Raw genomic sequence first — 26,318 nt, 5'->3', positions numbered from 1 at the left:
CAAATTCATGAGTAGTTTCTTGGAAGAGCCACGGGGCAGTAAATCACCCATACTAACCTATCTATTACTTGGGTTAAATTAATATGCTTTTATGCTCTTTTATTATAAAATGCCCATTTTTAGCATTTTAAGATCTTTTTGTGATCATTATGCGTTCTTGTATTCCTTCATTACGATTGCTCAATAGAAGCCTCATAGTCAATTTAGATAGGTAAAATTATGTTAATATTAACTTGTGGTTGGACAATCAGTGAAAAGTCTCTAACCGATAAGCCTTACCCTATATATGAATACATTCCTCCATTAACCGAAACTCGTATCGGTTTGTTAGTTATTGATCTGAATAATTACAGTTTAGATATAAAAAATTTTACACGCTCAGGACGGTGTATTCCTTCTGAGATAGAAAAAATAATAGAGACTTATATTGATTCAGGTTGCCCTGAAATAATAAAGGGAGAGGATTCTATACAAAAGATAATTATAGAACTATATGAACAAACTATTATACCCGAAGAACTAAAAGATTGTATTTTTGAGGTAATGTGCAAGCCCAAATCTTTAAAAGAAATTTGTGCCGACAAAGTACGAGAAACTCCCGAAACGTGTAATTATGCGAGCCGAACAAATGGAACCTTCTTTTATTGTTGCCCAATACAGCAAGCTTCAACCCCACCTATACTTCAAAGATATATACACTTAGGACAAAGTTTCGATAATACTCATTACCTACATGAATGCACAGAGATAGAAGGAATAAGCCTAGATAGTTCCACTAAAAAAACAATCGATTCAATTAGTGTTCATTATGAATACAAGGATCTCTTGGCAATTAAAATGCATGATGGAATTGTTGCAAATTTTAGGCAAAACGCAAGAAGTATAGTTCTTGAAATGTTAATTGGGAATATCTCATTAAAAAAATGTAAAACACTATTAGAACGTGAAGTAAAGGACGAATATTGGTGGAAGCTTGGTTTTAAATTTCTATCCGCAAAATTACTCAAGGACGGAATACAAGAAGAACAAAAATATCAGCACATCGATAAAGAACTTTACGCGCAAGTGCGAAATTGCCTGGATTTGGATGAATTAGAAGTTGATGAAGCGGTTGAATTATCCGCGAATCATCCAATTTAGATATAAGTGGATTCTTGCGTTCGATTTTAGTAAGCGTGTTTATTCAACTGATGATTGATTTATAGCGCTGCGTTATGAAATCTCTTAGTTTAAGATAGTCTCCATAAAAACGTTTCTAAATCTCCTTAATTATAATTTTTTACAAATATGAACAATTTAAAATCTCGAGCAGAAAAAATTGAATTTGCTAAAGCTAGCCAATTTCTAGTTAACTATTAAAAGTTTTTTTTTCATCTTTACCTACCCCATCAGAATATTGACTGTCGATTTCTTGAATTTTATCGTGTAAATTGGATCGCCAAATACTGTTTTTTATCAGTTGACCATGTCTTTTCTGGGTGTCTTCCTTTCGTGTTTGCCAATCTTTCTGCCAATCTTGGCTTTCCCAAAAAGGAGTAACAAGCTTTAATGTAGTTACATCGGAGTTTGTTTCAATATTTACAAACTTAATTGTATCTAAAGCAACTTGAGAAAATTCGGGGCCAAATTCTGTTGCTAATTTATAGACTCTTCGTAGCTCTGTGAGCGTAACCCATTTCTCAGTAGGATCATCATCTCTTTGAGCAATTTGTTTTGGGTCATATTTTGCATCACTTTTTCCCACTACAAAAATTAAAGGAACGATTGGTTTACCTTCTTTTTGCCGCTTATAATTTTCAACCATTAAGTCATTGAGAATAAACTTAAAATAATTATACATAGAATAAGGGTTGTTTTTACTTAAATCGGTATGCTTGCTGTCGTAATTGTCAGAATTTAAAGCATTCATTCCACTATATTTATTGATGGCGTTACAGAGCTCTTTATAGTCATATTTGCCAAAGCCAAATACAACAACTTCGGAACTCTCACCACATAGCGCTTTTACAGATTTCTCATCAACTTTCATATTTATCAAGCAAAAAGTGAGATTAATATAATTATAGCCCAAATATTAATCACGTTTTGCTGAAAAAATCCTCTGAGCACCTCCCTGTTTTAGTATCTAAAAGCAATATTTGAATCCATCTTTTATGTGATACTACATTCTCTTTGAATATGGCAATAAATGAACTTCATCTCACAACAAAAAACAAAGTTGACTTTTTTTAATCATTTTGGTCTACTGAATTTGATTCAACGCATTCATCGTTGAGTCAAGGATGTACAAAAGGAAGGATACAATTGCTTAGAATATGTGATGAGATTACTCCCTATCTTGTTGCATGTTCGCCCTATCAAAAAAAATAAAAATCACGAGTGCTGTCTGTGCATGGAAATTCAATCAGATCTCACTCCAAGCTGTTGTGCCTATGGAAATGTGACGAGTACCGTCTTCTCTTAAATGCGGAATCTTAATAAAACGAATCAACAGATTATTAAAAACCCATACGCTGAAAGTAGAAGACGCGAACCAGAAATTAAGGATAGAAAAAATGATGGCAAGAATTAGACTATTTAAACCCGCACCTCAGAGAAGCTCCGCTTCTGTGATTAAAGAAGTGCATGCTGAGCATAAACCAAGTTTGTTTAAAGGCTCTTATACTGGTCAGAGATGGCGACACAAAAGTATGGAGCAAACCTTGGATTGGATCACTGATATAAAAAGATCAGATGAATTACACCGGCAAGCTCAAGTGAATTTAAATCTATGGGCCAAAAAAAAATCATCCGCACCAAAGTTAGTTGAAGTAGTTCATAAAGATTGGGGACTTGCAGCGCTTGAAGCGACCAAAAAATATGGCGTACCTTATTCTGTACTTAATATGGCAAACCCGCTGTTCCCAGGTGGGGCGGCCTTAGAAGGAGGAAGTGCCCAAGAGGAAAATATATGGCATCGAAGTACTTGCGCTCAATCTTTATTAGACAAAATCATTTATCTAGATAAAGAAGCGAAGACATTTTGCTACAGTGACGCCGCAAAAAAGCTTTTAGAGGGCAAGATAAAAATGACCGCGGAAGAACGTGAGACATTAAAGTACAGTGGCGAAACGGACACTCAAGGATATAAAGTTTTTTTTAGCCCAGAATCCAGGGTATGTTTCAGAGGACCTGAGATAGTTTTCCCTACGGCTCCTGAAGACTTTACCTCAGCACAACATATTGCAGATAGTGCCTTAAGTTATGCCTTTCTTCCTGAATCAGATATTTTCCCCTTCTATGAATTACGATCCGCAGCCCCACAACTTGCTATCACACCTCATAGATTGGATCTTGAAACCAAGGAACAATATATAGCGGATCTAAGAAGACGCATCGGCGCCCAACTTGATACATTAATCCTGGCAAAACAACCCAACGCAATTTTAGGTGCCTGGGGTTGTGGGGAATTTAAAAATGACCCTAACATAGTAGCTCAGGTATATGGCGAAGAAATCGAAAAACGAGCCCATTTCTTCGACCATATTGTGTTCCCGATAATTAACACAGGTTCACATAATAACTATGCCATATTTAATCAACAACTTAAGGGTATAAAGCTTGGAACAACACCTTCTGTTGATTCCGATTTAACCCTTGATTAAATAATTTTATGACACACCAAAAACAGTGTTAAAAGCTTGTCCAGCCACGCCTAAGGTTTTGAGTAGACTATTCTGCTCTTCTATTTTTTGCACACAAAAATTCAACCTTACCTTATATTCACCCTGTTCATCCTTAAGTACTTGTCTCATCGCTTGGAGGTTCATATAAATTTCAAACTCGGTGACCGTCGTATTCGTTTCTAAGAAAAGGACCAGCGCTTTTGCATCAGCTACATGAGTCTTTTGCGTGAGTATATTAAATCCATATGGAATATAACCCCGCATTATATTACAAACATTCTTTTTGATTGATAAATCGTTATCCCAAGTAAACTCCGAAGAAAATAATATTCCTTTTGCAAACATAATAACTCCTTTTATTACAATTTGTACTTTATTTAAGTTAACTGATTCATATGCAAGTGTAAACAAATTATTTAAAAATTATTCAACAAGTTTTTGTTTTTATTCACTAATAGATTCGCTCATAAGCTTAAATTTAAGGTTATTTTTTGGAACATATTTGTCCAATTACAGCTACACTTGTTATATAACCCGTTTAAGGATAGTGATAATGAGTAAAGCACCTATTGTAATTGGGGACATGAAAATTAAGCCCGGGGAACGCAAAACCGTTTTATTACCCATGCCCAAATTATATGATTGGACTCCAATTAGTTTGCCAATACATATCATTAACGGGGTGGAAGAAGGACCTTCGTTATGCATTACTGCCGCCATTCATGGTGATGAAATTAATGGGGTTGAGATCATCAGACGCTTCTTGAAAAAGAAGGGGTTAAAAAATATCAACGGGAATGTCATTGCGATTCCTATTGTTAATGTGTACGGTTTTTTATACCAGGAACGATATTTAATGGATCGCAGAGATTTAAATCGATCGTTTCCAGGCAGCTCGAATGGCTCTCTTGCCTCTATTCTTGCTGAAATTATCAGTAAACAAATTTTATCTCAATCAACGCATGCCATTGATTTACATACGGGCTCCAATCATCGCTTTAATTTACCTCAAATTAGAGCAAATCTTGATATGCCCGGTATTGAAGATTTAGCTCGTGCTTTTAATGTTCCAGTCATTCTGCATTCAACCTTTAGAGATGGCTCCATGCGCGAATATGCGAATGCGCAAGGCATTCCTATTTTGGTATATGAGGGAGGAGAGTCTTTGCGTTTTGATGAATTATCCATCAGAACGGGTATTAATGGTATTTTGAGTGTTATGGGTGCATTAGGAATGGTTCAACCCGGTAGATATAAAGTAAAAAAATGTACCTCTACTGTATCCAGGTGCAGTTATTGGATAAGAGCACCTATAAGTGGCATTTTAAGACATATTAAAAAATCAGGAGATCGAGTGGCTAAAGGACAAGTGATTGCAGTTATCGCCAATCCAACCAGTACGGAAGAATATAAATTAAAATCACCAATTTCTGGCATTATCATTGGTGAAAATATGTTACCGCTCGTGCATTCAGGACAGGCCCTGTTCCATATTGCGAGCTTTGAAAAATTAACGGTCGTTGAAGAGCAGCTAGAAAATCTGCAGGAAGCATTTGATTTGAATGATTATGAAGACTAACTGCATCAAAAATAATCCAACCATAAACGTAATAATGCAGTTACCGCTTGTGGCGACTCCATAGGGGACATATGGCCAGAGTCCTCAATAATCGCTAATTTGGCATGGGGAATTTTGTCTGCCAGTTCTGCATGAACTGCCAGAGAAAAATTTTTATCTTGCCGCGCATGCATGACTAAGGTAGGCATGGTCAATGATGCAAGAAACGAGTTGCACTCGTCACGAGCTAAGAGAATTTTTTGCTGGGCAAGAAACGTCTGCGGACCCACACTTAGAAACATGGAAAGCACTTCCGCCTTAACCCGCTCGTCGTATACATAGTTGTCTGCAAGTGCAGCAGCAACCGTCTGAAAAGCGCCCTGTTCCACCGTTCGTATCATTTCTATTCTTCTTTGATGTTTTTCTTCAGAATCTGGTTGCGCGGAAGTATTCAATAAGCATAATTTTAAAATGCGCTCGGGCGCTCTTCTGGCCAGTTCCAACGCCAACCACCCACCCATAGAATGTCCTGCCAAGAAAAATTTCCCTTCAACATGATTTAACACCCTTTGGAGTAAATCTTCAGTCATATTCCCGTGTGTGAAAGGAATGATTTGACAGTGCACGAGATCTTGCAAATGAGTTGCTTGATAGGACCATACGCGGTGATCCGACAAAACCCCAGGTAAAAAAACCAATGTATTTTTTGACACAATCATCCTTCATTAAGCAAAACGTTTGGTAAACCACAAAACTAAATCATCATCTAGGCAAACCATAGCGCCCGGTGCAACAGTTTTATAAGCATAAGTGATTCCCAAACCGTCGGGAATATAGCCTCGCTGCACATAGAGTCTTTGCCCTTGACCATAATCTGCATAAAGTCCTACGCCAATTCCAAGCACCGGATGTTTTTTAAATCCTTCTACCTCAGCACAATCAAGAAGAGCAGTAGCTATTCCTTTATTTCGATAAGGAGGCAAGACATTTAAATCCATAATTTCAGGAATTTTTTGTTGATTAAAGGATGGATAGAGTGAGTGCCACTTTAAGGTAACATACCCTGCAAAGTGGGTGTCATAGAATGCGACCCAAATCAGACGTTCTTGATGCTCCTGCTCTTGTAAATAGTTTGTAAACGTACTTTTAGGTTTCGGCCAATTATGAGCTGCGAATTGCTTTACAACTAAGTCGATGTCCTCTTCGCTCATTAAGCGGATGTGCGGGGGTATTGAATTCATTTATTGATTCTCAAAATCGGAACACAAAATTGGCATTGATTATTCATTACAGATAATATCAATAAAAAAAGAGAAAAACAGTGGATAAAATTATCCTTTTTCACTCTAATGAAGGTCGTGTGTATGCTCAATAAATCTCTGGATACTTACTTAAGCCTCTGCACTCAGGTCTATGATCTGAGTAAGCCTCATCCCCCACAAGATGCATGGAATTTTTATTTGAGTTATGCAAAAGAAACAGAAGGGGCTATTTTAGAACCCATGTGTGGCACTGGCCGTTTTCTGCTTCCGATGTTGAGGGAGGGGTTTGCAATCGAAGGATTTGATGCCAGTCAATCGATGTTGGATGCGCTCCATGCCAAAGCAAAAACACAGCAGTTAGAGCCTAAGGTATGGCATGGGTATGTTGAAGAACTCGGCCAAGCAAAACACTATGAATTAATCTTCATTCCCAGTGGTTCATTTGGCCTAATCATTGACATCGCGGCCATAAAACAGTCGCTCAAGGTAATCCATCATCATTTAAAGGATGGTGGTATTTTTGTATTTGAAACAGAAACCTCAAAGGCAGTCCCTAAAGAATTGGGGATTTGGCGGGGCTCGCGTTGGCGCCGTGCCGATGGACAAACTATTTTGCTCAGTCAGCTGGCCCTTCTTGAAAAATCCCTTTGTTATTCAATTGGTAAATATGAGCTCGTCGAAGCAAATCAACTTATTAAAACAGAAATCGAAGAATATAAGATTCGTCTTTATGATGATCCAGCATTTTTAATTGACTTACTTCATGAAACAGGTTTTAGAGAAATTCGCTTACTTAAAGCATTTGACAGAACTGCATCGCCAGATAAACAGGATGAAACAATTATCTATGAATGCAGAAAATGAACCAGCCCTTCTTTGGGCACAAAACTATTTGCATCAGCAGGGTTATTCCATACAAGGACCGTTTAGATTAATACAGAACACATCCTGGGCCAGGGTTCATCAATTAGTTACAACTAAAGGCTTTTTGTATTTAAAACAAGTCCCCGAGTTATTTGCTATTGAGCCTAATTTATTATTATATCTACGGAGTTTTTTCCCCGCTTTGGTACCCGAGGTACTGGCTCACAATTCAAATTTACGCTGTTTTCTAATGAATGACCGAGGCACACCGCTTAAAGAAAAATTGACCATCAACTATCAGATTGATTTGTCCAGAGAAGCACTTAAATCCTATGTGGTGATCCAGACAGGTCTTATAAGTCAAATTGATTTGCTCCTGACACTTGGAATACCCGATTGGCGATTAGCGAACCTCCCTCATTTATATTTAAAATTACTGGATGAGTCTGCGTTTTTAATGCGCGATGGATTAACTGCAAATGAGCTGCAACAACTCCTCTCGATGCACACCAAGGTTGCAACGCTTTGTCATCAGCTGGCTCAATATTCTATTCCAGAAACAATAGAACATAGTGATTTTCACGAAAATAATATTCTGTATCAAGCGCAACATCTTACAATTATTGATTGGGGAGAAAGTGTACTTTCTCATCCTTTTTTTTCTCTGATTTCGTTTTTGCTGAACATGATGCGCGCTCATCAAATAAAGGATCAAACCTATAATCAATTGCGTGACAGCTACTTGGAGCATTGGCAAGCTTTTGAATCACGGGAGCGATTGTTACAGGCATTTACGTTGGCAAAACGTTTAAGCCCCATTAAATACTGCTTGAGTTTTTATCGGTTAACTCAATGTCCAGGATGGTATCCTCACAAACGTCATCAAGGACGAATAACAGGTGTATTGCGTACCTTTCTCGAGTCAGAGATAAAAAACGCTAAAGACTAATGCAATCGCTACTATGCCGATTTAGCATATATGCTATTTCCAATAATTAAATAACAGTCCTTGCTCACCGAATATAGGATCACTTTTGGGTAACCCAGCAGCCTTAATATGCTCAACCACTCGCGGATGTTCTTCGGCTTTGCCATAATTCATATCAAAATCGACGTTCCATGGATAAGCACCAATACATTGAAAGTCACTGGATAAGCACAAACTTTTATGCGCCACCCCCGCAGGAATAATGACTACATCGCTCGCGCTTACTTGATAAACTGTACCGTTATCCCCCCCAAATTGGACAGATCCTTCTCCCGCAATCATGACGAGTACTTCATGGGTCGTACTGTGATAATGATGATAATCATAAATCGAATCGACCCATGAATTCCCCCAGTGATTTCGCTCTAAAAGCGCCTGGATAGCCTGCGGCGTCAGACTTTTAACTACTTTAGTTTGTTTGTAGAGTACTAAAGGGTAGCGGGAATTATTTGGGAAAAATCCATTTGCCTTGATAAGTTCATGAAATACTTCTTGTGGAATTACTGGTTTAGCCATTCTATTTACATCCGTTTAGGTTTAAGATTAATCAGTCCTGAATGAGGCGAATAGATACCTCCCCTTAAGAAAGGTATCTCTTTTAATTATATTACATCACGGAGAAGTAGGTACCGAAACCTCATACTTAGAAGATTCACTAGTCTTTGCATCAGAAAAAAAGTTTGCATTTTTTTCCTTGGCTCTTTTCTTTAAAATTCCATCGGCATAGCCTGTCTCCGGGTGTTGACTAATTAGCGCATCTTGATAAGCAATACGTTCTAATCCTTTGTAGGAGTCAGGGTCATCTGAAGTAATGCGGCCATCAGGGCCTGTGTAGAATATTGATAACTGGCGTTTTAGCCGTGTTGATGATAGATCTTTATGCGGTCTTCCTAAATTATTCCTAAGCATTTATATCTCCTTTATTCTATTTTCTGAAATAGAAGTCCATAGTTCTCCAAAACTTTATATCAAATCTAAGGAGATGAAACCATACAATTCAATTTGATCAATAAAAAAATTATTGGCGAAATAGCATTCACTTTGTTTTTCTAATTAAATTAGTTTTATTTACATGTCATTAGAAATTGCTTAAATCTCCTAAATTTTTATTAAAACCCAAGTCTACGAATGCAATTAAAATTTATAGATGCATTTGGATTTAATTATGTTCCATAATTTAGACATCAAACTACCCTGAATTCACTACACCAGAATGTGGTTGATTAGCCTGCGCCAAACCGCAGGCTTTAGAGCGTGCCCAGAATCATGCTCCAGCATAGCTCAAGATATGCTGTGAAATTTCCACCGGCAAATTGTGCTGTTGTGCAACGTTGTCCAGGAGTTTTTCTTTGATGCTTTGATGGTAATTATTATAAATCATTACGAAGAGTGACCTGGCTTTATTTGTATCCCAAGTTTCTCCCTGTGACCCAAGTTTCCTCAGACGTGCCAAAAGGGATATTTTATCATTATCATTGATGTTGGCAGCATACAGCATTATCAGGCAGCGAGTCTGATAGGGACTATCATGATCCAAATGTTCTATCAAATGATGGAGAACCTTGGTGCGTTCAGACTCATTGAGAACAGGCATTAACTCTTCTAATAATCGATAGTCACTAACACAGTTGGGATGAATTAGAAGATTATTTAATGTCGCTTCAAGGGCTGGAAATTGCTGTTCAGCAGGTAACCAGTCTCTTAAAGTAAAAAGTGCTTTTATACGCTTAGCCTGGTCATTTTTTTTAGTGTTTGGTATGGTTTCAATTAAATCAGACATAAACCTGGCTTTTTGTTCAGGGGTTAGCCAATGCTGTAGTGCCACTATGGATTGGTAAAGCACTTGCCAAAGCTCCTTATTGGTGGGATTGTTCATTGTTTCAATTAAAGCAGAGCTAATACTTTGCTTTAATGCGGAGTTTTGTGTCATGCTAAATTGACACAAAGCCCGACAAGCAGCAATTTGAAAATTAAGATGTTTGGTTTTCAATTTAATAATGTCAATAAGAATGGGAACCACCGTTTCATAAACGGGCAGCGGATTTCTTTTTTGCTCATCCTTAATAAAGTTGATAATGCTTACTTTGACTATTTTCTTTTTTTTGGGGTTTTTTAAATAGGTAATTAAGGACTCAGCAACAGCAGTACGTTTTTTGGAGTTGAACATCACTTGTAGTTTTATAAGTGCTGCAATAGCATCGCATTTTAGGCCGGGAGCTCCCTTTTTATGAATAAGAGCAAGCAATCCATCATTTACAGCCTCACCGGTGGCCTCGTCTAACCCCGCGGAGAGATGCGCTATCAGTTTTAAAGCAAAAGGCTTCTTGCTTCGGTGATAATATTTTGCCTTTTGCTTAATTAAATCAAACAAATCTTGAATTGCTTTGATTTTGTATTCATCAGATAAATGCCAATGCAAGTGATTCAGTGTATCTGTTGCTTTTGAGATAGTCTCAAAATATTGCTCCTTATCCATCACCAGAGCCATGAGATCATCAAAAAATCGGGTCTGCATTTCCATTTTCTCAGTAACAGTACCAACTAAGGCTGCGATAATGGTAATCGAATTAATTATTGCCTGACTCTTCCACTGTAAAAAAGTCTTCCGTGTATCAAATAGATCGGGTACGAATTCCATCATCATTTGCGAACGTGCATATTCAATAAGTTGTTTTTGTTTTTCTGACGACATCATTTCAATGAGTTTAGAAAAATGTTCGTTAACCGGTTTTGAAATAGTTTCCCAACCATGATAATGAATAAAACTCTTAAATAAGTCATAGCATAGGTTTTCCTGCGATGTGGGAGTCATATTGTCGCCGAATTTTATGAACGTATCGCAAAAATCATTAAAATTATGGCGAGGAGGCGAGCGATCTTTATCATAACGTAACAAGCGGACTATTTTTGCAAGCACATCGTCTTGTATGTCTGGGGGAAGGGGTACGTGTAATTGATTGAACGACTTGCAAAGAAGGCCACTCAGTGCAACATCAGATACCTGTAAAAATTCTTGGCTAAAAGATGCCATCAACATGGCTTGGTAATCAGGGGAAGCCAGCTCGCTGTACTTATTAATATCATTAAGTATATTAAATGCGCCCGTTCTAGAGCCAAGTTTTTGCAGAAAGTCTCTGTGATTGAGTAAAGCACTAATACAAAAATCAATGGGTTTATAGAAAATCCTACCTTCCATTAATTTTTTTATGGTTTGGGAGATTGGGTATGCCAGCTCATAATTATCATGTGCCAAAAGAAAAGCCAGGCTCTCCGCAATTTCTTCATTCGATGCGGGGGAAACCCAGGCTGTCAATTGCTCCAGCCCAGATATCATGCTTCTACTGTCTTCACTATTCATCCATTTTCTTTTTAGTGCGGCCAGGACATTCAGGGTAAACAATTCCTGAAATGAGGACTTATTCTCGGGCATCCAGCTTTGAACGGCTGCTAATTGTTCAAAACCCCTTTTTCGGACATCACCAGTGCTATAACTCATTTCAACCAGTAAAGGGTCCACCCAATCCCCATAAGTAATAGCATCCCAGAGATTGTGAACGTGTAACTTCTTGGTAAGCTCTTCAGAGAGGCCATCAGTATAGTGTCTGTACAAAGAAAAAAAGGCAGATAGTATTTGTGCCGAGCCGTGTTTCATATCCAACTTCTCAGGATGTAAATTCAGATATTTCAGTAAATGATAAATGGCGGCATCACCCGTAGGCCCAGTAGCAAAATCAGGATTTAATACCTTCAAGCAATGTTTGGCGAGAATGAGATCGCTGTTACGGTGGGGCTGCTCAAAAAAAGATGAAGAGATAAGATCGGTATTTATTTTGTTTATATAGTTCTCTAATAATCCAACTAGAACTTGGCTTGCGTCTGTTACTATTTGCTCATAATGGATTTCCAGAATGGTTTCAGCCGCTATTTCATATTCTTTGTGTAGTTCATGATCCTCTTCAGAATCCAGTTCGTCGAGGTATCTTGAAAGTTTGGCAAGTAATTTTTCACTGGTTCGAACGGATTTTTTTACTGGTTCTTGTATCTCATCTTCTCCCTCATGCATCCCAGGGCTCTCCTCATTACAAAATAATCTCAAAATGAAAAAGGGTAATGAGATCAATTGGCAAATGCAATCATAATCAACTCAAATGATCATCGGTTACACGCTCAAGGTCTTGCTCTAGTGTTCATCCTCTATTAATTCAAAACGAGTGAGTATTTACCAAGTGAGGCGACACCAATTTGATCAATAATAAAATTACTGAGAAAATAGCATTCACTTTGTACCGCTTACCTAGGTTATTTTATTTACATGTCATTAAAAGTTGACTTAAACCACCCTATATTTTTATTAAAAAACAAAGTCCATGAAGCAAGTAAAAATTTATTAGATGCATTTGGATTTAATTATTTTCAATATTTACGTTGTTTTGCAGACGGTTCCATTAATTGCCTGACCAACCACACAGGGCTCTTTGAATACTTCCAACACATTGATAATGCCCCAGTAGTATTCTCTTCATTTGACGATGAGCATGAAAATAACCATTCATACTGGTTCTTTTGGGATGAAGAATTACCCCGTACACCGGTGCAAATTGCTCGTGAAAAATTTAATTTTCACAACGGACTTACTTTAGTACGTCGGAGTAAAAACTATTACGATATGATTGCAGTTGCCTTACCCTATGAACATGCAAATCCCGGTTCCTTTTATCTCAATAAACTCAAGGCGATTGAACAATTTATTTTTGATTTTGACATCCAAAATAAAGATTTAATCCATGTACTGAATAAAAATCCGCTCGCATTACCCGAAGCCTATCGCGATGTAAATTACAAAGAGATGTGCTTGACGCAAGGCAGAATTCCGGTGCTTGGAAAAAATGAGAAAACATACCTCACTGTTCAAGAGTTAACTTGCCTTAGATTATTGGTGCAAGGTGCAACACACAAACAAATCGCCCAGTTGCTTGAACTTTCTCCGCGGACCGTAGAGACCTATTTGCTGCGTATTAAACAACGCACCGGATTTTCTTCTAGGCTAGAAATGGAACGCATGTTGTATTTATACTCAGCATTATAGCGCTTCGTTTTGTCCGTGTTCGGCACGGACAGACAATTTTTTCTCATCTTTTTATACTCCGCCAAGATTTTATTATCCAGGAGAAAAAGCTTCATGAACACTCTAGAAAAAAAACCTGCGGAACTACTTTTTAAACAATTCTGTGATGGATATGAGCAGCGCAACGCATCCTTTTTGCTAAGCCTGTTTAATAATAATTCGAACGTCTGGGGGTCAGGGATTGATGAATATCGCGTTGGTTTAGAAGAAATTGAAGAACAGTTAAGAAGGGACTGGAGCCAATCAGAGCAAGGTAAAATAGAAATAATTCGCTTTGTCCCAACTCCTGATGATGCTTTGTGGGCTGCTGCCATATGTCGTGCACGAATTATCATTGAAGGGGAAGAACATTTATTTGAACATTTACGCGGTACCCTGACTATTGAAAAAGAAGACGGATCGTGGAAGATAGCCCACATGCATTGTTCTTTTCCTGACTATAGAAACGCCGAAAATGGTTCCTTCCCAGTGGGTAATGAATAAACAAAGGGAATGTTGATACCGTGGAACTGGGATTTACCAAGTTTAAATCTCAGATTCTGTTCCTTTTAAGCTAATGGAAGTAGAACATAGTTACCCGCTTTCATGAGCGTCCCCATCCTAGACCGTCCAACAAACAAAAAGAAAAAGAAGACCTATACTTAAAAATAAAATTCATTATGAGGTGGGTATGCCAATTTCATTTGAATCATGTGTAGATAAACTAAATGCTTTTTGTTTGGCTCAGGAAAAAAGTTTAGGCATTTTTGGTTTTTTTGGATTCCAAGGGAAAAAAACAGTCCTGTCGTTAATTCATTTATTGAGTGATACTCAGTTATCCCTTCTCCAAAGAAACCATCTAGCAATAAAAAAAATAAACATGCTCCTTGCGGATCCGCAACAATCTTCTGATCCTCGAATGAAAACACTGTTAAATAGTGTGAAAGAAGATTTAATACGACTTCTTTATAACGAACGGATTTTTGTTTACAAGGGAGATACTGAAAGTTGGGCTAATAGTAAAAATATAAATGCATTACATATAGGTTCCACTATAAAAGCAGGTAACTATTATTGTCAAAGAACCCCTCATCAATGGTTAGAATTTACATCATATCAACTAACACCCTATCAATTGAATGAAAGCGATTATGGATGGAAACTCCATTTCTCTTTTGATCGTGAAACACCCGGAAATTATGAAAAAGGAATAAATATTGTGCTAAAACACTTAGTAGAAAAAAATATTCCTTTATTTAAGATTACTCCAGAAGACAAACCCATCTCTGCGAATACAGCAGGAAAGGATGTAACCGTTTATATTTCCGACAATAGGCCAATTAGCGAATGGGAGTATTTAATCCAGGAAATTGAAATTTCTTTAGCGGCTGCAGATGTAATACCGGGTAAACAGGCCAATGATACACATATGATTCAAGGAGGAAGATTTACTTCATATCGAAATGAGAAGGGCAAGGATGGATATTACACACCGCAGGGATTCAATCTAGCGGGTGAGCCTGATGAGTTACAACACATTAGCGTGCCCGGTTTATCTGCTTCGGTCCCTACAATATAGTGTGGGATAATTGATGAAAGAAGTTATTATATTGTAGCTATAATAACCTCTTTCTCACTAAACTTTTCAAGGCATTTATTAATCACAATCATTAAGTATCTTGTCACTTCGATCTGCTTTACATAATCCAAAAAACTTATCTGCATCGCCATCCGTTGGTTGCTTATCAAACAAGGCAAAATAATAGGAGTCAAAATCATCAGACCGGCCCTTCCACCAATTATAATAGGTCGTTTCATTAGGTAATGATGCGCCTGGATTTTGCTGTGCGGACCCCTGGCTTGGCCAGCCTTCCTCGGTAACAATAATTTCTTTACCAGGGAATTTAGTTTTGATGGCTTCATAGCGAGTCGTAAATTCAGTAGCAGCTCCAGATATTGGGGTGTATGGTTTACTGCTCCAATAAGGGTAAATATTGGCGCCTATGAAGTCGAGCTTGCCAATAATTCCATTGGGATCGCTCGCTGCCAGTTTTAATAACGCCCCATCTTGTTGTGCCGTGCCAATCACTACTTTATTCCCGACTGCACTTTTAAGACGACTAAGATCTTCAGAGATATGTTTTTGTACTAAAGTATTGGGCTGGGTAAAATTCCAGTTGTAAATATCTTCATTTCCTACCGCAATACCAATAATGCATTTTTTATTATCTTTGTTGTATTTATTCACACTCGCGATGGCATCATCTACTTGCTTTTTTCTGGCAATATCGCACCAGTTATCACAATGATCTTTTCCTGGATCGAACTCATACACTCCTAACATTAATTTCATTCCTAAAGGGCAAGCTAAATCAGCCATAGTTGCTGTACTTTTGCCATCTACAGTAGAAATTCCCGCATAAAATGTTTTAATGATCGTAAATCCATTTTTTTGTGCGACTTGTAGATCTTTTATAATCTCATTTTTCATACCCTGTAAATTGTTTTTTATCTGAGCATCCGTAAAGGCTTTGCTGTGTGCAGGATCATAATTAATACCGCGATCTATTGCCCAACAAGAAAAAGCAACCAAGGAGAGCATGCCGCCAATTAATGATTTCATTTTGAACTCCAAAAGATCCTTTATGAACTAATTTTAGGCACAACAATCTCAGCTCTTCAAGTAAAACCACTTGAAAATCTGTTCCCTCTCCTGTCCACCTAGGTGTTTCTCAATCAATTAATTCGTTCATTTTTTTCGATTTTTTACTGTGCAAAACAAAAGCCGTCCAAATTGTCTATAATTATTTTGTCCCGATAATAAAAGTGACAGTTTTGGCTTCATATTTTAAAAAATAATGAATTATATTTTTAAACTTCAACCATGAGGACAAGTAAAATGGATCTAAGTAAACGTATAGAACCAAAAACCTGGGCTTTCGTTGAAAAAATCAAGAAAGCTGGGGGTAAACCGCTTTATGATCTTCCGGTAAAAGAAGGAAGGGCTATTTTTGACAAATTACAAGAATTACCTTTAGAAAAAGAAAAAACTGAAGTGGATATTGAAGATCGTTTTATTCAACACGCGAATGGCAAATTAAAGCTTCGCATTGTTCGTCCTAAAGGCTCAAAAGAAAAACTTCCGGTAGTTATGTTCTATCATGGAGCAGGTTGGGTTTTTGGTGACTGGCAAACTCATGGTCGTCTTGTACGGGAACTATCAGTTGGTGCACATGCTGCCATTGTATTTGTCAATTATTCTTTAGCACCTGAAGCACAATATCCAACGCAAATTGAAGAGGATTATACTGCACTGAGATATATTGCAGAGCATGGTAAAGAATTGAATCTGGATACTTCTCGTTTAGCTGTTGCAGGAGATAGTGTTGGCGGAAATATGGCCGCAGTAATGACACTGCTCGCGAAAGAGCGTGGTGGCCCAAAAATTGATTACCAAGTGCTTATTTATCCTGTGACCGATGCAAATTTTGAAAATGATTCCTACAAAGAATTTGCCGAAGGTCCCTGGTTAACCAAAAAAGCAATGGAATGGTTTTGGGATAATTATTTACCTGATAAATCAAAAAGAAAAGAAATAACAGCCTCCCCCTTACGAGCAACTACTGAGCAACTAAAAGGATTACCTCCTGCGCTGGTGATAAACGGTGAATGCGATGTATTGCGTGATGAGGGTGAAGCATATGAGCACAAGCTTAATGAAGCAGGTGTACCCGTTACCGGTATTCGTCATCATGGCACCATTCATGATTTTCTTATGATAAATGAGCTTGCTGATACTCCAGCATGCCGCAATGCCATTGAAACGATTAATAGCCATTTGCGTATGGTATTTGACAAAAAGCACTAAGCCATACACTTTGAGGATACTGCACCAATGCAGTATCCCTTTATTTTAATTAAGACAATTCAAGATCGGAGATCGCCTCTTTACATTCAGACCCTTTTTTTTTAACACCTGTGAATAAAGGCTCCTGATACCCCCCGGGAACTCCATTTTTGGAGAAAACAACTTGCCATAACTGGTTCGTACGCGCACGAAAACTACCCGCACAGGCCAATAAATAATAACGCCACATCCGATAAAAACGGGCGTCATATTGCTCTTTTAAGCGGTCCCAATTTTGTTCAAAATGTTCATGCCATGCCATTAAGGTGTGATCATAATAAGCACCGAAATTAGCCCAGTTTTCCATAACAAACAAGCCTTCCGAGGCTTGACTGATTTGTGCCATGGAAGGAATCATGCCATTAGGGAAAATATATTTGTTAATCCAAGGATCCGCTGTAGTGCGCGTCAAATCACCGCCAATAGTATGTAACAAAAACAGACCATTATCTTTGAGGCAATCGCGAGCTTTTTGCATATAGATGCGGTAATTTCGATAACCAACATGTTCAAACATCCCTAAAGAGACCACTCGATCAAATTGTTCATGAACATCGCGATAATCCTGAAAGCGAATTTCTATGGGTAGCCCGGAACAATTCTGTTTTGCATATTCAAATTGTTCTTTGGATATAGTGATACCAACAACACTGACTCCATAATGTTCTGCAGCATATTTTGCAAGAGCACCAAAGCCACAGCCTATATCCAGTACACGCATCCCTGGCTCAAGCTTCAATTTTTGGCAGCTTAATTCCAATTTATTTAATTGTGCGGTCTCCAGATCATTCGCATTTCTCCAATAGCCACAGGTATAATTCATGCGACTGTCCAACATGAATTTAAATAAATCATTTCCCAAATCATAATGTTTTCTACCCACTTCCAGGGCATGCTTTTTAGATTGATGGTTAATCAGCTTAAGCCAAATTAATTTTGGCCATAACCATTTGTCGGATTTAATTTTTTGATCCAATTGAGCCAGAAGAATGCGCGTGAAAAATTGATCGAGACTTTTACAATCCCACCATCCATCCATATAGGACTCACCAAGTGCCAATGAACCACCGTTAAAAATACGCTGGTACAACCCTTCATTGTGAATTTGAATATCCCAGGCTTCATTCCCATTAGGAGTGATTCCCGCTGAATGCAAAAGGTCCGTTACAATTTTTTTAATCTGTTGGTTCATTAGTAGACTCATCCCTTTGTACTACCTGCTTCAAGAAAATAGCGAGTAATAGATAGCAAATAATATTACCCTACCTAGCCTATGCCCCGATTCTTATACACTATGCATCCACTCTACATCCATTGCAAATAATTATTGCTCAAAAATATCATGAGTCAACCGTAGCTTAATGATGCATTTGACGCAACTCACACCCCTTCAAAAGAAATAATAAACCATTTATAAAATCATGGCATTATGAATTACCTTATCATCAAGAGCATGAGTCAAAGTAGCTACAAAAAAATCATCAGATTTTATTGATTACCACACGTAACGCTTGCAACTTTAAAGACGTACTTTGAATAAATTCCTCACTGTCAACAAGCTGCTTTTTGTAAAAAGCAATTTCATCCTCACGTATCGAGGGATTAATGCTTTTTAAGGCTTCAAGCCGATTTACTTCATAACCGATATTTTGTGTCATCTGTGCTGTTGCCTCTCTCAAGATTTCTTGAAGTTGGGCTTCAGCTGTTTTTTTACTTTGTGTCAATATATTCTCAAGATCCCCACGAATCTGCTGAATGATTGGGTATCCTAAATGACGTTTCACAGGTTCGCACATTTGATTCAATTGCGTATAATCCAAGATTTTAGAAAGATTCTTTCCTGATGCATCCATAAGCACACGAATTGGTGTAACCGGTAAAAAACGATCTAGTTGCAGATATTTGGGTGCTGCACAATTTGCTGTAAAAAAAGATTCCAAAAATAACGTTCCAGGTTTGATACTTTTAATTGAGATTGTCGCTAAAGTTGCATTACCTAACTCAGAATCCAGGATCATTTCCATGGATTCACTGACCATTGGATGTTCCCAACTTAGGAATTCAACATCCTCACGCACTAACGCTTTCAAGCGCGAATAAGTTACCGTAACCCCATCCTCTTTTAGCCCTGGAAAATGGCTGGTCTTCATATGATCCGTAGGGCGCAATATTTCAGAAGACTCAGAATGGTATTCATGATCGATACCATATTCCTGAAACACTTGCGCCATATAATTTTCCAAGCCCAAACAATTTTCTTCTGCTTCAATAGCCGCAATCAATGCCTCTGCTTGGGGTGCATTGCAGGAGTTTAACTCCAACAGTCGATCACGTCCTTCATGAAGTGCTTGATTAATTTGTTCCGCTCGCGTTTTGGTTTCAGTAATCAGATGTTCAAAGGTTTCCTTATTTATGTCTACCGTATCAAGAATTGGGAGTAACTGATCTTCAAATTCTTCATAAAGGGTAAAACCAACAGAGCAACTTTTTGTAAATAAGTTTATCCCTTCGTGATACCAGCGAAACAATTTTTCTTGCACCGTATTCATCAGATAAGGAACATGAATTTCAATAGTATGCTGCTGACCTATACGATCAAGTCGACCAATACGTTGTTCCAATAAATCAGGATTTAATGGCAAATCAAACAAGACGAGATGATGAGCAAATTGAAAGTTGCGACCTTCACTTCCTATTTCAGAACAGATAAGTGCCTGAGCTCCATTTTCTTGTTCAGCAAAATAAGCTGCAGCCCGATCGCGCTCAATAATCGATAACCCTTCATGAAAAGAAGTACTACGAATCCCTATCTTTACTTTTAAATACTGATCCAATGCGATGGAGGTATTTGCCTTGGCACAAATAACGAGCACTTTTTGGGGGTGCACTTCTTTGATTTTGTCTGCTAACCACTTTACTCGAGGATCATTTTCGAGCCACAGTTCGTTCGCTACAAGTTGTTCGGGATACAGCTTTCTCTGACCTTTTTGTTCATCCAGAGAAGAATAAATAGTAGGACATTCCAAAGGATTCGCATGCACCCGTCGTTCAGGAAAACCCTGAATCGCTGCGCGTGTATTACGAAATAGGACACGACCTGTCCCATGTCGGTCGAGTAAGTCTTTAATGATCTGATTAACACTCAAATCCGTTATTTTTCCCAAGTAAGCTTCTAATTGCGACTTATGTTCTGGTTTTAAAGCATCCGCTGATGTATGTTCCCCATAAGTCATCAACTCTTGTACCAATTTATTGATTTGCTGGTACCCTTCTTCTTCTTTTTTAAATGCAGAAAAATCATAAAAGCGAGAAGGATCGAGCAGTCTTAAACGAGCAAAATGACTAGCAATTCCGGCTTGTTCCGGTGTTGCAGTAAGAAGCAACAAACCTTTACTTTGTCCCGCTAATTCTTCAATGCATTCATACTCAGGACTCTTTTCTTCCTCGGACCAATGCAAGTGATGCGCTTCATCGACAATTAGCAAATCCCACTGGCTACTGAGCGCATGTTGGCGTGCTTTTTCATTTTCCATTAGAAAATCCAAACTGCACAAAACCAATTGTTCATTTTCAAAAAGATTCTCTTGCGTTGTACCGATCTGCACCCCTTCTTCTTCATCTAGCTCGTATATCAGTTCATAGCGCTCCGCATCGATAATGGAGAAATACAAATTAAAACGACGAATCATTTCAACCAGCCATTGATGAATCAAAGTTTGAGGCACCACAATCAATACTCGATTAGCACGACCGGTACATAACTGATAATGGAGCACCATGCCAGCTTCTATGGTCTTACCAAGCCCTACCTCATCGGCAAGCAAAACTCTAGGGGCATAACGTTGTGCTACTTCGCTCGCGATATAAACCTGATGTTTTAGATGGCTGGTTCGTGACCCCAACAATCCCCTTACCATAGATTGCTGGAGTCTACTGGCATGATTTAGGGTATCTATTCTCAATTTAAATGTATTTAATTTATCAAGCAATCCACTAAAAAGTCTTTGTTCTGGAGTATTGAGATTGATAAAACAATCCAGAGAAAGCTCACTGATACGAATCTCATTACCTGCCTCATCAATTCCAGTATAAAATAACAATCCTTGACGCTCTTCAACCTGTGTAATATGCATCTTTTGTTGGTCAGACGTAGTTACTTCTTCACCCGCTTTATAAATGATGCGGCTTAGTGGAGCACTATCCGTAGAATAAATTCGCTCCTCGCCAGCAGCAGGAAAACTCAAACTTACTTGCCTACCATTCAGTTCAATAATGATACCCAAGCCCAGTTGTGTTTCGGTATTACTTATCCAGCGTTGCCCAATATTAAAAGTCATAAAAAATCATCTTTAATTGTTAAGTGCGGATAAAATAATCAAAAAATTAAATAAACTCAACTTGACTTGTATTCTTTTTTTGAATAGCATGGCTCGGTTTTAAACAACCTGAGGTCATACAATGGATGCAAAATACGATGACAATTTGAGTGGCGCAAGAAGAATCTCAAAGCAAACAATTAATTATGAAAAAAAGCCACAACCCATTTTAATTAACACTGAAGAAGATGAGGACTCCATCTTTGATCTGTGCATAGGCTCTAAAGAAAAAAAACAATCCGCGCGCAATAAATTGGACGCGGGCGCATTGAAAGCGTATTCCTTTCTCCAAAAAAATATCCCTGGTTTCTTCACACCCTACAATAGCAAAACAGAGTTCGGGATTGTAGCATCAGCCCCGATTGTAGCTCCCATCGCTTTCGCCATTGCTAGTGCTGCAGCAGCAGCCACTGCGGCAGGGGCTGCATTAACTGCTTTAGGAAGCTTAGTTTTTGCTGCAGGTTCTGGATTGTATAGTCTACACCAACCCGAAGCTCAAGAAACAACAAACGAAGCGCTTATGGTTGCTGCAAAGGCAAGTATTCTTGCTGCTGCTTGTACTGCCATCACAATTGCTGCTGCTATATTAACCGCTGTTTTAGCTCCAGTAGCTCTTGTATATTTTCTTACTCGTTCTGGTGCAAGTATTGTAAATGAAGCATCTAAGTGCATCTCTTCTTGTTCCTCTGAAGCAAAAGAAGATCATTATGAGGACAGCTATAAAATTGCTAGTATAAATTAAGTTCACTGATTTAAAGTTGGGCTATAAAGCCCAACTCATCACTGCAGTAAATTTTAACTCGTTAAATAATACCTATTTACTGAGTCCGATTCTTATTCGTTCTAAAAAACAAATTTTCCTTGTTTTTTTAAGTTATCCTGGTTAAAAATAGTAGGCACAGGAAGATTATTCAACAGAAAGGAAATCATATGGCTACCAACGCAGAAGAGCTTCAACATCTTATCGAAATTGATACAACCCAAACAAAAGAAATAGAATCGGCACCAACCACCTTAGAAGAAAAAATAAAGTCTCAATTAAAAATTCTCAATGAGGATACAGGACAAGATAAGCTCCAAAAAATTACCATTACCAAAGAACTATTTGATGAAATTAAAAAAAGCCTACAAAATACAATTCAAAGTATGGAAAAAAACCCAAGTATTTTCTCACGCGCTGCAGAATACTGGGGGGAACTACCCCTTTGGCAAAAAATTATTGGTGGTGTCGCATTAACGGTCCCTACCTTAATCATTGGTATCATGGCTCATGTTGGTTTTCTTTTGGCTCTTTGTGGCGTCACCGCCGTGACTTATGCCGCAGGTGGCGTCATTCTTGATGATCATCACAAATGCAGTACCAGTGCTGTAGAAAGTTTACAAAAAGGAATTTTGGGGCTGGCTGATCTTCTAGAATTAACTATTAGTGCGTTGGAGATTATCCGTAAACAATTAGTAGTAGAAATTCAAAAATTCGCCAAAGAAAATGAAATACTTGTAGCAAATATCAGCGATTTAAGTAAGCAAATTGATGAAATTGATAAACAAGTCAGAGCCACTACCAATATAAATACAGTATTAGGCGAAACAAAAGATGGATTGGTGGCAGTTTCTAGCGTCCTAAAAGAAGGAGTCGCCCAGCACACTGACTTAATGAAGCAAAACCAAGAGAAGTTAGTCCACTTTACTGAGGCTTATGGGGCTACCAGGAAAGAATTGTCTGAAAAAATTGAGGAAATTAAAAAAGTAAAGTTAGACCTTGAAATGGAGTTAAATAAAGCGCGATCGATGGTAGAAACTTTAAGCAGTACCATAAGTCAATTATCAAATACTGTCATGGGCGAAGATCAGCGCCATGCCTTTCAAGAAAAACTAGATGCCTTCATAGAACAGAAAGAAGGAACTTTTTCGGGGATAGCTACCCATATGGAGCAATCTGGAAAGCAGCTTGGACTAGTACAAAAGGACCTGGAAAGTACGAACCACCAATATAGAGAACTTTTGAAAATTCAAGAGCAGCATTTAAATGCACTCGTAACGCTTAAAACGCAAGTTCCTTCAGAACAAACACCGAACGCCACACCGGTTTCCGAGTTACTGAGCACGAAGGGATTTTATGCTCCAAAACAAGAAAAACCCGGAAGTGAGGTAACTCCCACGAGCTCGCCTGAGTTTAACTAAAAGTATTTGATTCATCCCCTCTTCACCTATCGCGATACGTCATCTCGAACGCAGTGAGGGATCTCCAACAAATGGCACGGCATCATAATAAAATATGATGCCAATCCAAGAGAGCCTTCGTAAACTCCTCACGATGACGTATTTTCACCTCCTCTTGATGGCATAAGGAGTATAATTTCCCGTTTAGGTATTCATCATAGCTGTAATATTTTAAAAAATTGGATTAGTCACTACTTTTTACCCTCTAAATTCAAACCATAGGCCTCTAAGGCAGCTTTAACAGCAGGGCGTTCGCCAACTCGATGATACCACTTGAGTAAATGAGAAAATCGTTTCTCATCAATTGTTTGTTGGTAAAAAATTTGAAAACAGTAAATCCAGGGCCAAATAGCCATATCAGCAATAGTATAATCGGAACCGCCTATATAGATGGCATGCGTTAACTGTTTTTCCATCACACCGAGCAAACGCTCACTTTCATCCGCATAACGCTTGATTGCATAGGGAATCTTTTCCTCTGCGCGATGAAAATGACCTAATTGACCAAACATAGGTCCTATATGTGCCGCTTGAAAAAAACACCATTGCAAAATCGTGTATTTATCTTCTGGTGATTCTGGCAGAAATTTATGATGTTTCTCTGCAAGATATTGCAAAATCGCAACACTTTCAGCCAAATAAAAATCTTTTTGCGAATCATATAAAACTGGAATTTTATTATTCGGTGAAATTTTTAAAAATTCCGGATCAAATTGTTCGCCTTTGGAAATATCAATTAATTTAATCGTATAAGATTGGCCCAACTCATGAAGCATAATCGTCGGTTTAATCCCATTCGGAGTACCAAATGAGTATAAGGTATACATGAGAACCTCCCTGTGTTAATTCTTTAAATAAAGCGCCGTATCATTTTTTTATGCAAATTAACCCGGCCTAATTAATGACAAGATAGACTATAATTTTAAAGAAACCAAATCTGACACCTATTGATTATTCCCAAACTTAAATCACCTCTAAAACCTGGATACACGGAGATGCTTAGTTATTTTTTTTAGGCTATTCTTAGAAATCATAGGCAGCAAAAAGGATTTCACATGAGCTTCAAAGAAAAAGTGGCCATTCTCGGCAGTTCCCGTACCCCATTTGTCAAATCGCAAACCTACTATTTAGGGAAGTCCAATCAGGATTTGTTAGGAGCAGCATTAGCTGATCTGATCAATAAAACTAAGATTCAAGGTGAGCTATTGGGTGATTTTATTGCCGGGGCGATTATGAATCATCCTTTTGATTGGAATCTTGCACGCGAAACGGTTTTAGGCAGTACCTTATCTCCTGAAACCCCAGGATTAACCATACAACGAGCCTGTGGTACCGGTTTAGAATCAATCAATTTGATTGCGCTCAAAATTGCCAGTGGACAAATTACCGCAGGAATAGGAGGAGGGACTGATACGAATTCAGACACCCCATTAATTGGTCAAAGAAAATTAACCCATTTTTTAATTAAACTTCAACATGCGAAAGGCCTCAAAGAAAAACTTGGTATTCTCAAAGAATTCCGCTTAGGCATGTTAAAACCTCAATTACCCGAAGTTCGCGAACCCCGAACAGGTCTATCCATGGGCGATCATTGTGAACTGATGGTTAAAGAATGGCAAATTACCCGCAAGGCTCAAGATGAATTAGCTTTTCGTTCCCATCAGCATGCCGCACAAGCCTATGATGAAGGATTCTATGACGATTTGATAACACCTTTTGACGCCTTAAAGCGTGATACGATTACTCGCAAAGATACCTCATTGGAAAAATTAGCAACCTTAAAACCTGCCTTTGATAAGTCAGATAAAGGCAGCTTAACAGCAGGAAACTCAACCCCACTTACCGATGGAGCCTCTGTGGTACTATTAGGTTCTCCTCAATGGGCTAATAGTCATGAGCTGGAGCCACTCGCTTATTTTGTTGATTGTGAGTTGGCTGCCGTAGACTTTGTGCATGGTGCGGGCTTATTAATGGCGCCCACAATCGCAGTATCACGATTATTGGCAAGAAATCGGCTCACTTTAGATGATTTTGATTATTATGAAATTCATGAAGCCTTTGCCGGCCAAGTACTCTGTACTTTAAAAGCCTGGGAATCGCCTGAATATTGTCAAAAAGTTTTGAACCTCAAAAAACCTTTAGGAAGTATTGATCCGCAAAAAATGAATATTAAAGGCGGAAGCCTTGCTCTTGGTCATCCATTTGCTGCCACCGGCGGACGATTAGTCGGTGCTGCGGCCAAAATACTTGCCGATAAAGGGCAAGGTCGTATTCTTTTAAGCGTCTGTACTGCCGGGGGAATGGGCGTTGCTGCGATTATTGAACGCTAGCTAGAATCATTGCATTAAGAACTAAGCCTGGGTTTTCGCTTTGC

At 38.3% G+C, this 26,318-nt stretch carries 23 protein-coding genes; 12 read left to right on the top strand and 11 right to left on the bottom strand.

Annotated elements, in window-relative coordinates:
* The first annotated feature begins 219 nt into the window (after positions 1-219).
* On the top strand, positions 220-1,140 hold the full coding sequence (locus tag ACWTEW_RS10290; RefSeq protein ID WP_454781585.1) for a hypothetical protein: 921 nt from the start codon (positions 220-222) through the stop codon (positions 1,138-1,140).
* A 208-nt stretch (positions 1,141-1,348) separates the two neighbouring features.
* Here the strand turns inward: ACWTEW_RS10290 and ACWTEW_RS10285 are convergent, their stop codons facing one another.
* A complete protein-coding gene (locus ACWTEW_RS10285; protein WP_454781584.1) occupies positions 1,349-2,029 on the bottom strand; it encodes a hypothetical protein in 681 nt (226 codons plus the stop codon).
* Between the two features lie 526 nt (positions 2,030-2,555).
* On the opposite strand from ACWTEW_RS10285, the gene ACWTEW_RS10280 reads away from it, so the two are divergent.
* The gene (locus ACWTEW_RS10280) at positions 2,556-3,644 is read left to right on the top strand and encodes a poly(ADP-ribose) glycohydrolase domain-containing protein (RefSeq protein WP_454781583.1); all 1,089 of its coding nucleotides are present in this window, start codon (positions 2,556-2,558) and stop codon (positions 3,642-3,644) included.
* Between the two features lie 6 nt (positions 3,645-3,650).
* On the opposite strand, the gene ACWTEW_RS10275 is transcribed toward ACWTEW_RS10280, so the two are convergent.
* Positions 3,651-4,010 carry a hypothetical protein gene (locus ACWTEW_RS10275; RefSeq protein ID WP_454781582.1) on the bottom strand — a complete coding sequence of 120 codons (360 nt, stop codon included), beginning with the start codon at positions 4,008-4,010 and terminating at the stop codon, positions 3,651-3,653.
* Between the two features lie 208 nt (positions 4,011-4,218).
* On the opposite strand from ACWTEW_RS10275, the gene ACWTEW_RS10270 reads away from it, so the two are divergent.
* Complete coding sequence (locus tag ACWTEW_RS10270) at positions 4,219-5,244, top strand: succinylglutamate desuccinylase/aspartoacylase family protein (RefSeq protein ID WP_454781581.1); 1,026 nt, start codon at positions 4,219-4,221, stop codon at positions 5,242-5,244.
* Between the two features lie 5 nt (positions 5,245-5,249).
* On the opposite strand, the gene ACWTEW_RS10265 is transcribed toward ACWTEW_RS10270, so the two are convergent.
* Together ACWTEW_RS10265 and ACWTEW_RS10260 are read right to left on the bottom strand one after the other, a co-directional pair.
* A complete protein-coding gene (locus tag ACWTEW_RS10265) occupies positions 5,250-5,942 on the bottom strand; it encodes an alpha/beta fold hydrolase (RefSeq protein ID WP_454781580.1) in 693 nt (230 codons plus the stop codon).
* Between the two features lie 6 nt (positions 5,943-5,948).
* Positions 5,949-6,464 (bottom strand): GNAT family N-acetyltransferase, encoded by a 516-nt coding sequence (locus ACWTEW_RS10260; RefSeq protein ID WP_454781579.1) that lies wholly within the window; start codon positions 6,462-6,464, stop codon positions 5,949-5,951.
* A gap of 123 nt (positions 6,465-6,587) precedes the next feature.
* On the opposite strand from ACWTEW_RS10260, the gene ACWTEW_RS10255 reads away from it, so the two are divergent.
* The gene (locus ACWTEW_RS10255) at positions 6,588-7,349 is read left to right on the top strand and encodes a class I SAM-dependent methyltransferase (RefSeq protein ID WP_454781578.1); all 762 of its coding nucleotides are present in this window, start codon (positions 6,588-6,590) and stop codon (positions 7,347-7,349) included.
* Complete coding sequence (locus ACWTEW_RS10250; protein ID WP_454781577.1) at positions 7,318-8,298, top strand: phosphotransferase; 981 nt, start codon at positions 7,318-7,320, stop codon at positions 8,296-8,298. The genes ACWTEW_RS10255 and ACWTEW_RS10250 overlap by 32 nt, the downstream gene beginning before the upstream one ends.
* A gap of 33 nt (positions 8,299-8,331) precedes the next feature.
* Here the strand turns inward: ACWTEW_RS10250 and ACWTEW_RS10245 are convergent, their stop codons facing one another.
* The 3 genes from ACWTEW_RS10245 to ACWTEW_RS10235 form a co-directional block, all read right to left on the bottom strand.
* Positions 8,332-8,853: a cupin domain-containing protein gene (locus ACWTEW_RS10245; RefSeq protein WP_454781576.1), complete on the bottom strand. Its 522-nt coding sequence runs from the start codon at positions 8,851-8,853 to the stop codon at positions 8,332-8,334.
* 96 nt (positions 8,854-8,949) lie between these two features.
* Complete coding sequence (locus ACWTEW_RS10240; protein WP_454781575.1) at positions 8,950-9,246, bottom strand: hypothetical protein; 297 nt, start codon at positions 9,244-9,246, stop codon at positions 8,950-8,952.
* Positions 9,247-9,601: 355 nt separating this feature from the next.
* On the bottom strand, positions 9,602-12,400 hold the full coding sequence (locus ACWTEW_RS10235) for a hypothetical protein (RefSeq protein ID WP_454781574.1): 2,799 nt from the start codon (positions 12,398-12,400) through the stop codon (positions 9,602-9,604).
* A 249-nt stretch (positions 12,401-12,649) separates the two neighbouring features.
* Here ACWTEW_RS10235 and ACWTEW_RS10230 point away from each other — a divergent pair, with 249 nt between their 5' ends.
* The 3 genes from ACWTEW_RS10230 to ACWTEW_RS10220 all read left to right on the top strand — a co-directional run bounded on the left by ACWTEW_RS10230 (position 12,650) and on the right by ACWTEW_RS10220 (position 15,020).
* On the top strand, positions 12,650-13,423 hold the full coding sequence (locus tag ACWTEW_RS10230) for a helix-turn-helix domain-containing protein (protein WP_454781573.1): 774 nt from the start codon (positions 12,650-12,652) through the stop codon (positions 13,421-13,423).
* A 93-nt stretch (positions 13,424-13,516) separates the two neighbouring features.
* A complete protein-coding gene (locus ACWTEW_RS10225; protein ID WP_454781572.1) occupies positions 13,517-13,945 on the top strand; it encodes a nuclear transport factor 2 family protein in 429 nt (142 codons plus the stop codon).
* Between the two features lie 187 nt (positions 13,946-14,132).
* Positions 14,133-15,020 carry a hypothetical protein gene (locus ACWTEW_RS10220; RefSeq protein ID WP_454781571.1) on the top strand — a complete coding sequence of 296 codons (888 nt, stop codon included), beginning with the start codon at positions 14,133-14,135 and terminating at the stop codon, positions 15,018-15,020.
* 78 nt (positions 15,021-15,098) lie between these two features.
* Here the strand turns inward: ACWTEW_RS10220 and ACWTEW_RS10215 are convergent, their stop codons facing one another.
* The gene (locus ACWTEW_RS10215) at positions 15,099-16,064 is read right to left on the bottom strand and encodes a glycoside hydrolase family 17 protein (RefSeq protein WP_454781570.1); all 966 of its coding nucleotides are present in this window, start codon (positions 16,062-16,064) and stop codon (positions 15,099-15,101) included.
* A gap of 276 nt (positions 16,065-16,340) precedes the next feature.
* Between ACWTEW_RS10215 and ACWTEW_RS10210 the strand changes: the two genes are divergently transcribed.
* A complete protein-coding gene (locus tag ACWTEW_RS10210; RefSeq protein WP_454781569.1) occupies positions 16,341-17,309 on the top strand; it encodes an alpha/beta hydrolase in 969 nt (322 codons plus the stop codon).
* A 49-nt stretch (positions 17,310-17,358) separates the two neighbouring features.
* Here the strand turns inward: ACWTEW_RS10210 and cfa are convergent, their stop codons facing one another.
* Together cfa and rapA are read right to left on the bottom strand one after the other, a co-directional pair.
* Positions 17,359-18,540: a cyclopropane fatty acyl phospholipid synthase gene (gene cfa / locus ACWTEW_RS10205; protein WP_454781568.1), complete on the bottom strand. Its 1,182-nt coding sequence runs from the start codon at positions 18,538-18,540 to the stop codon at positions 17,359-17,361.
* Positions 18,541-18,829: 289 nt separating this feature from the next.
* On the bottom strand, positions 18,830-21,685 hold the full coding sequence (rapA, locus tag ACWTEW_RS10200; RefSeq protein WP_454781567.1) for an RNA polymerase-associated protein RapA: 2,856 nt from the start codon (positions 21,683-21,685) through the stop codon (positions 18,830-18,832).
* Between the two features lie 121 nt (positions 21,686-21,806).
* On the opposite strand from rapA, the gene ACWTEW_RS10195 reads away from it, so the two are divergent.
* Positions 21,807-22,466, top strand: coding sequence for a hypothetical protein (locus ACWTEW_RS10195; protein WP_454781566.1), 660 nt, complete (start codon positions 21,807-21,809; stop codon positions 22,464-22,466).
* Positions 22,467-22,654: 188 nt separating this feature from the next.
* Positions 22,655-23,905, top strand: a complete 1,251-nt coding sequence (locus ACWTEW_RS10190) for a LegC2/C7 family Dot/Icm T4SS effector (protein WP_454781565.1) — start codon at positions 22,655-22,657, stop codon at positions 23,903-23,905.
* Positions 23,906-24,135: 230 nt separating this feature from the next.
* Here ACWTEW_RS10190 and ACWTEW_RS10185 read toward each other — a convergent pair whose 3' ends face one another.
* Positions 24,136-24,771 carry a glutathione S-transferase family protein gene (locus ACWTEW_RS10185; RefSeq protein WP_454781564.1) on the bottom strand — a complete coding sequence of 212 codons (636 nt, stop codon included), beginning with the start codon at positions 24,769-24,771 and terminating at the stop codon, positions 24,136-24,138.
* A 228-nt stretch (positions 24,772-24,999) separates the two neighbouring features.
* On the opposite strand from ACWTEW_RS10185, the gene ACWTEW_RS10180 reads away from it, so the two are divergent.
* Positions 25,000-26,274: an acetyl-CoA C-acetyltransferase gene (locus ACWTEW_RS10180; protein WP_454781563.1), complete on the top strand. Its 1,275-nt coding sequence runs from the start codon at positions 25,000-25,002 to the stop codon at positions 26,272-26,274.
* Positions 26,275-26,318: the final 44 nt, after the last annotated feature.

The organism is Legionella stuttgartensis (assembly GCF_977063405.2).
Note: the sequence above shows the minus strand (reverse complement) of the source record. Positions and strands in the feature narration are given on the sequence as shown.

What these genes read in the sequence shown, in the direction of transcription:
- ACWTEW_RS10290 (WP_454781585.1), top strand. Translation starts at nt 220, where the DNA reads ATGTTAATATTAACTTGTGGTTGGACAATCAGTGAAAAGTCTCTAACC.
- ACWTEW_RS10285 (WP_454781584.1), bottom strand. Translation starts at nt 2,029, where the DNA reads ATGAAAGTTGATGAGAAATCTGTAAAAGCGCTATGTGGTGAGAGTTCC.
- ACWTEW_RS10280 (WP_454781583.1), top strand. Translation starts at nt 2,556, where the DNA reads ATGATGGCAAGAATTAGACTATTTAAACCCGCACCTCAGAGAAGCTCC.
- ACWTEW_RS10275 (WP_454781582.1), bottom strand. Translation starts at nt 4,010, where the DNA reads ATGTTTGCAAAAGGAATATTATTTTCTTCGGAGTTTACTTGGGATAAC.
- ACWTEW_RS10270 (WP_454781581.1), top strand. Translation starts at nt 4,219, where the DNA reads ATGAGTAAAGCACCTATTGTAATTGGGGACATGAAAATTAAGCCCGGG.
- ACWTEW_RS10265 (WP_454781580.1), bottom strand. Translation starts at nt 5,942, where the DNA reads ATGATTGTGTCAAAAAATACATTGGTTTTTTTACCTGGGGTTTTGTCG.
- ACWTEW_RS10260 (WP_454781579.1), bottom strand. Translation starts at nt 6,464, where the DNA reads ATGAATTCAATACCCCCGCACATCCGCTTAATGAGCGAAGAGGACATC.
- ACWTEW_RS10255 (WP_454781578.1), top strand. Translation starts at nt 6,588, where the DNA reads ATGCTCAATAAATCTCTGGATACTTACTTAAGCCTCTGCACTCAGGTC.
- ACWTEW_RS10250 (WP_454781577.1), top strand. Translation starts at nt 7,318, where the DNA reads ATGAAACAATTATCTATGAATGCAGAAAATGAACCAGCCCTTCTTTGG.
- ACWTEW_RS10245 (WP_454781576.1), bottom strand. Translation starts at nt 8,853, where the DNA reads ATGGCTAAACCAGTAATTCCACAAGAAGTATTTCATGAACTTATCAAG.
- ACWTEW_RS10240 (WP_454781575.1), bottom strand. Translation starts at nt 9,246, where the DNA reads ATGCTTAGGAATAATTTAGGAAGACCGCATAAAGATCTATCATCAACA.
- ACWTEW_RS10235 (WP_454781574.1), bottom strand. Translation starts at nt 12,400, where the DNA reads ATGCATGAGGGAGAAGATGAGATACAAGAACCAGTAAAAAAATCCGTT.
- ACWTEW_RS10230 (WP_454781573.1), top strand. Translation starts at nt 12,650, where the DNA reads ATGTCATTAAAAGTTGACTTAAACCACCCTATATTTTTATTAAAAAAC.
- ACWTEW_RS10225 (WP_454781572.1), top strand. Translation starts at nt 13,517, where the DNA reads ATGAACACTCTAGAAAAAAAACCTGCGGAACTACTTTTTAAACAATTC.
- ACWTEW_RS10220 (WP_454781571.1), top strand. Translation starts at nt 14,133, where the DNA reads ATGCCAATTTCATTTGAATCATGTGTAGATAAACTAAATGCTTTTTGT.
- ACWTEW_RS10215 (WP_454781570.1), bottom strand. Translation starts at nt 16,064, where the DNA reads ATGAAATCATTAATTGGCGGCATGCTCTCCTTGGTTGCTTTTTCTTGT.
- ACWTEW_RS10210 (WP_454781569.1), top strand. Translation starts at nt 16,341, where the DNA reads ATGGATCTAAGTAAACGTATAGAACCAAAAACCTGGGCTTTCGTTGAA.
- cfa (WP_454781568.1), bottom strand. Translation starts at nt 18,540, where the DNA reads ATGAACCAACAGATTAAAAAAATTGTAACGGACCTTTTGCATTCAGCG.
- rapA (WP_454781567.1), bottom strand. Translation starts at nt 21,685, where the DNA reads ATGACTTTTAATATTGGGCAACGCTGGATAAGTAATACCGAAACACAA.
- ACWTEW_RS10195 (WP_454781566.1), top strand. Translation starts at nt 21,807, where the DNA reads ATGGATGCAAAATACGATGACAATTTGAGTGGCGCAAGAAGAATCTCA.
- ACWTEW_RS10190 (WP_454781565.1), top strand. Translation starts at nt 22,655, where the DNA reads ATGGCTACCAACGCAGAAGAGCTTCAACATCTTATCGAAATTGATACA.
- ACWTEW_RS10185 (WP_454781564.1), bottom strand. Translation starts at nt 24,771, where the DNA reads ATGTATACCTTATACTCATTTGGTACTCCGAATGGGATTAAACCGACG.
- ACWTEW_RS10180 (WP_454781563.1), top strand. Translation starts at nt 25,000, where the DNA reads ATGAGCTTCAAAGAAAAAGTGGCCATTCTCGGCAGTTCCCGTACCCCA.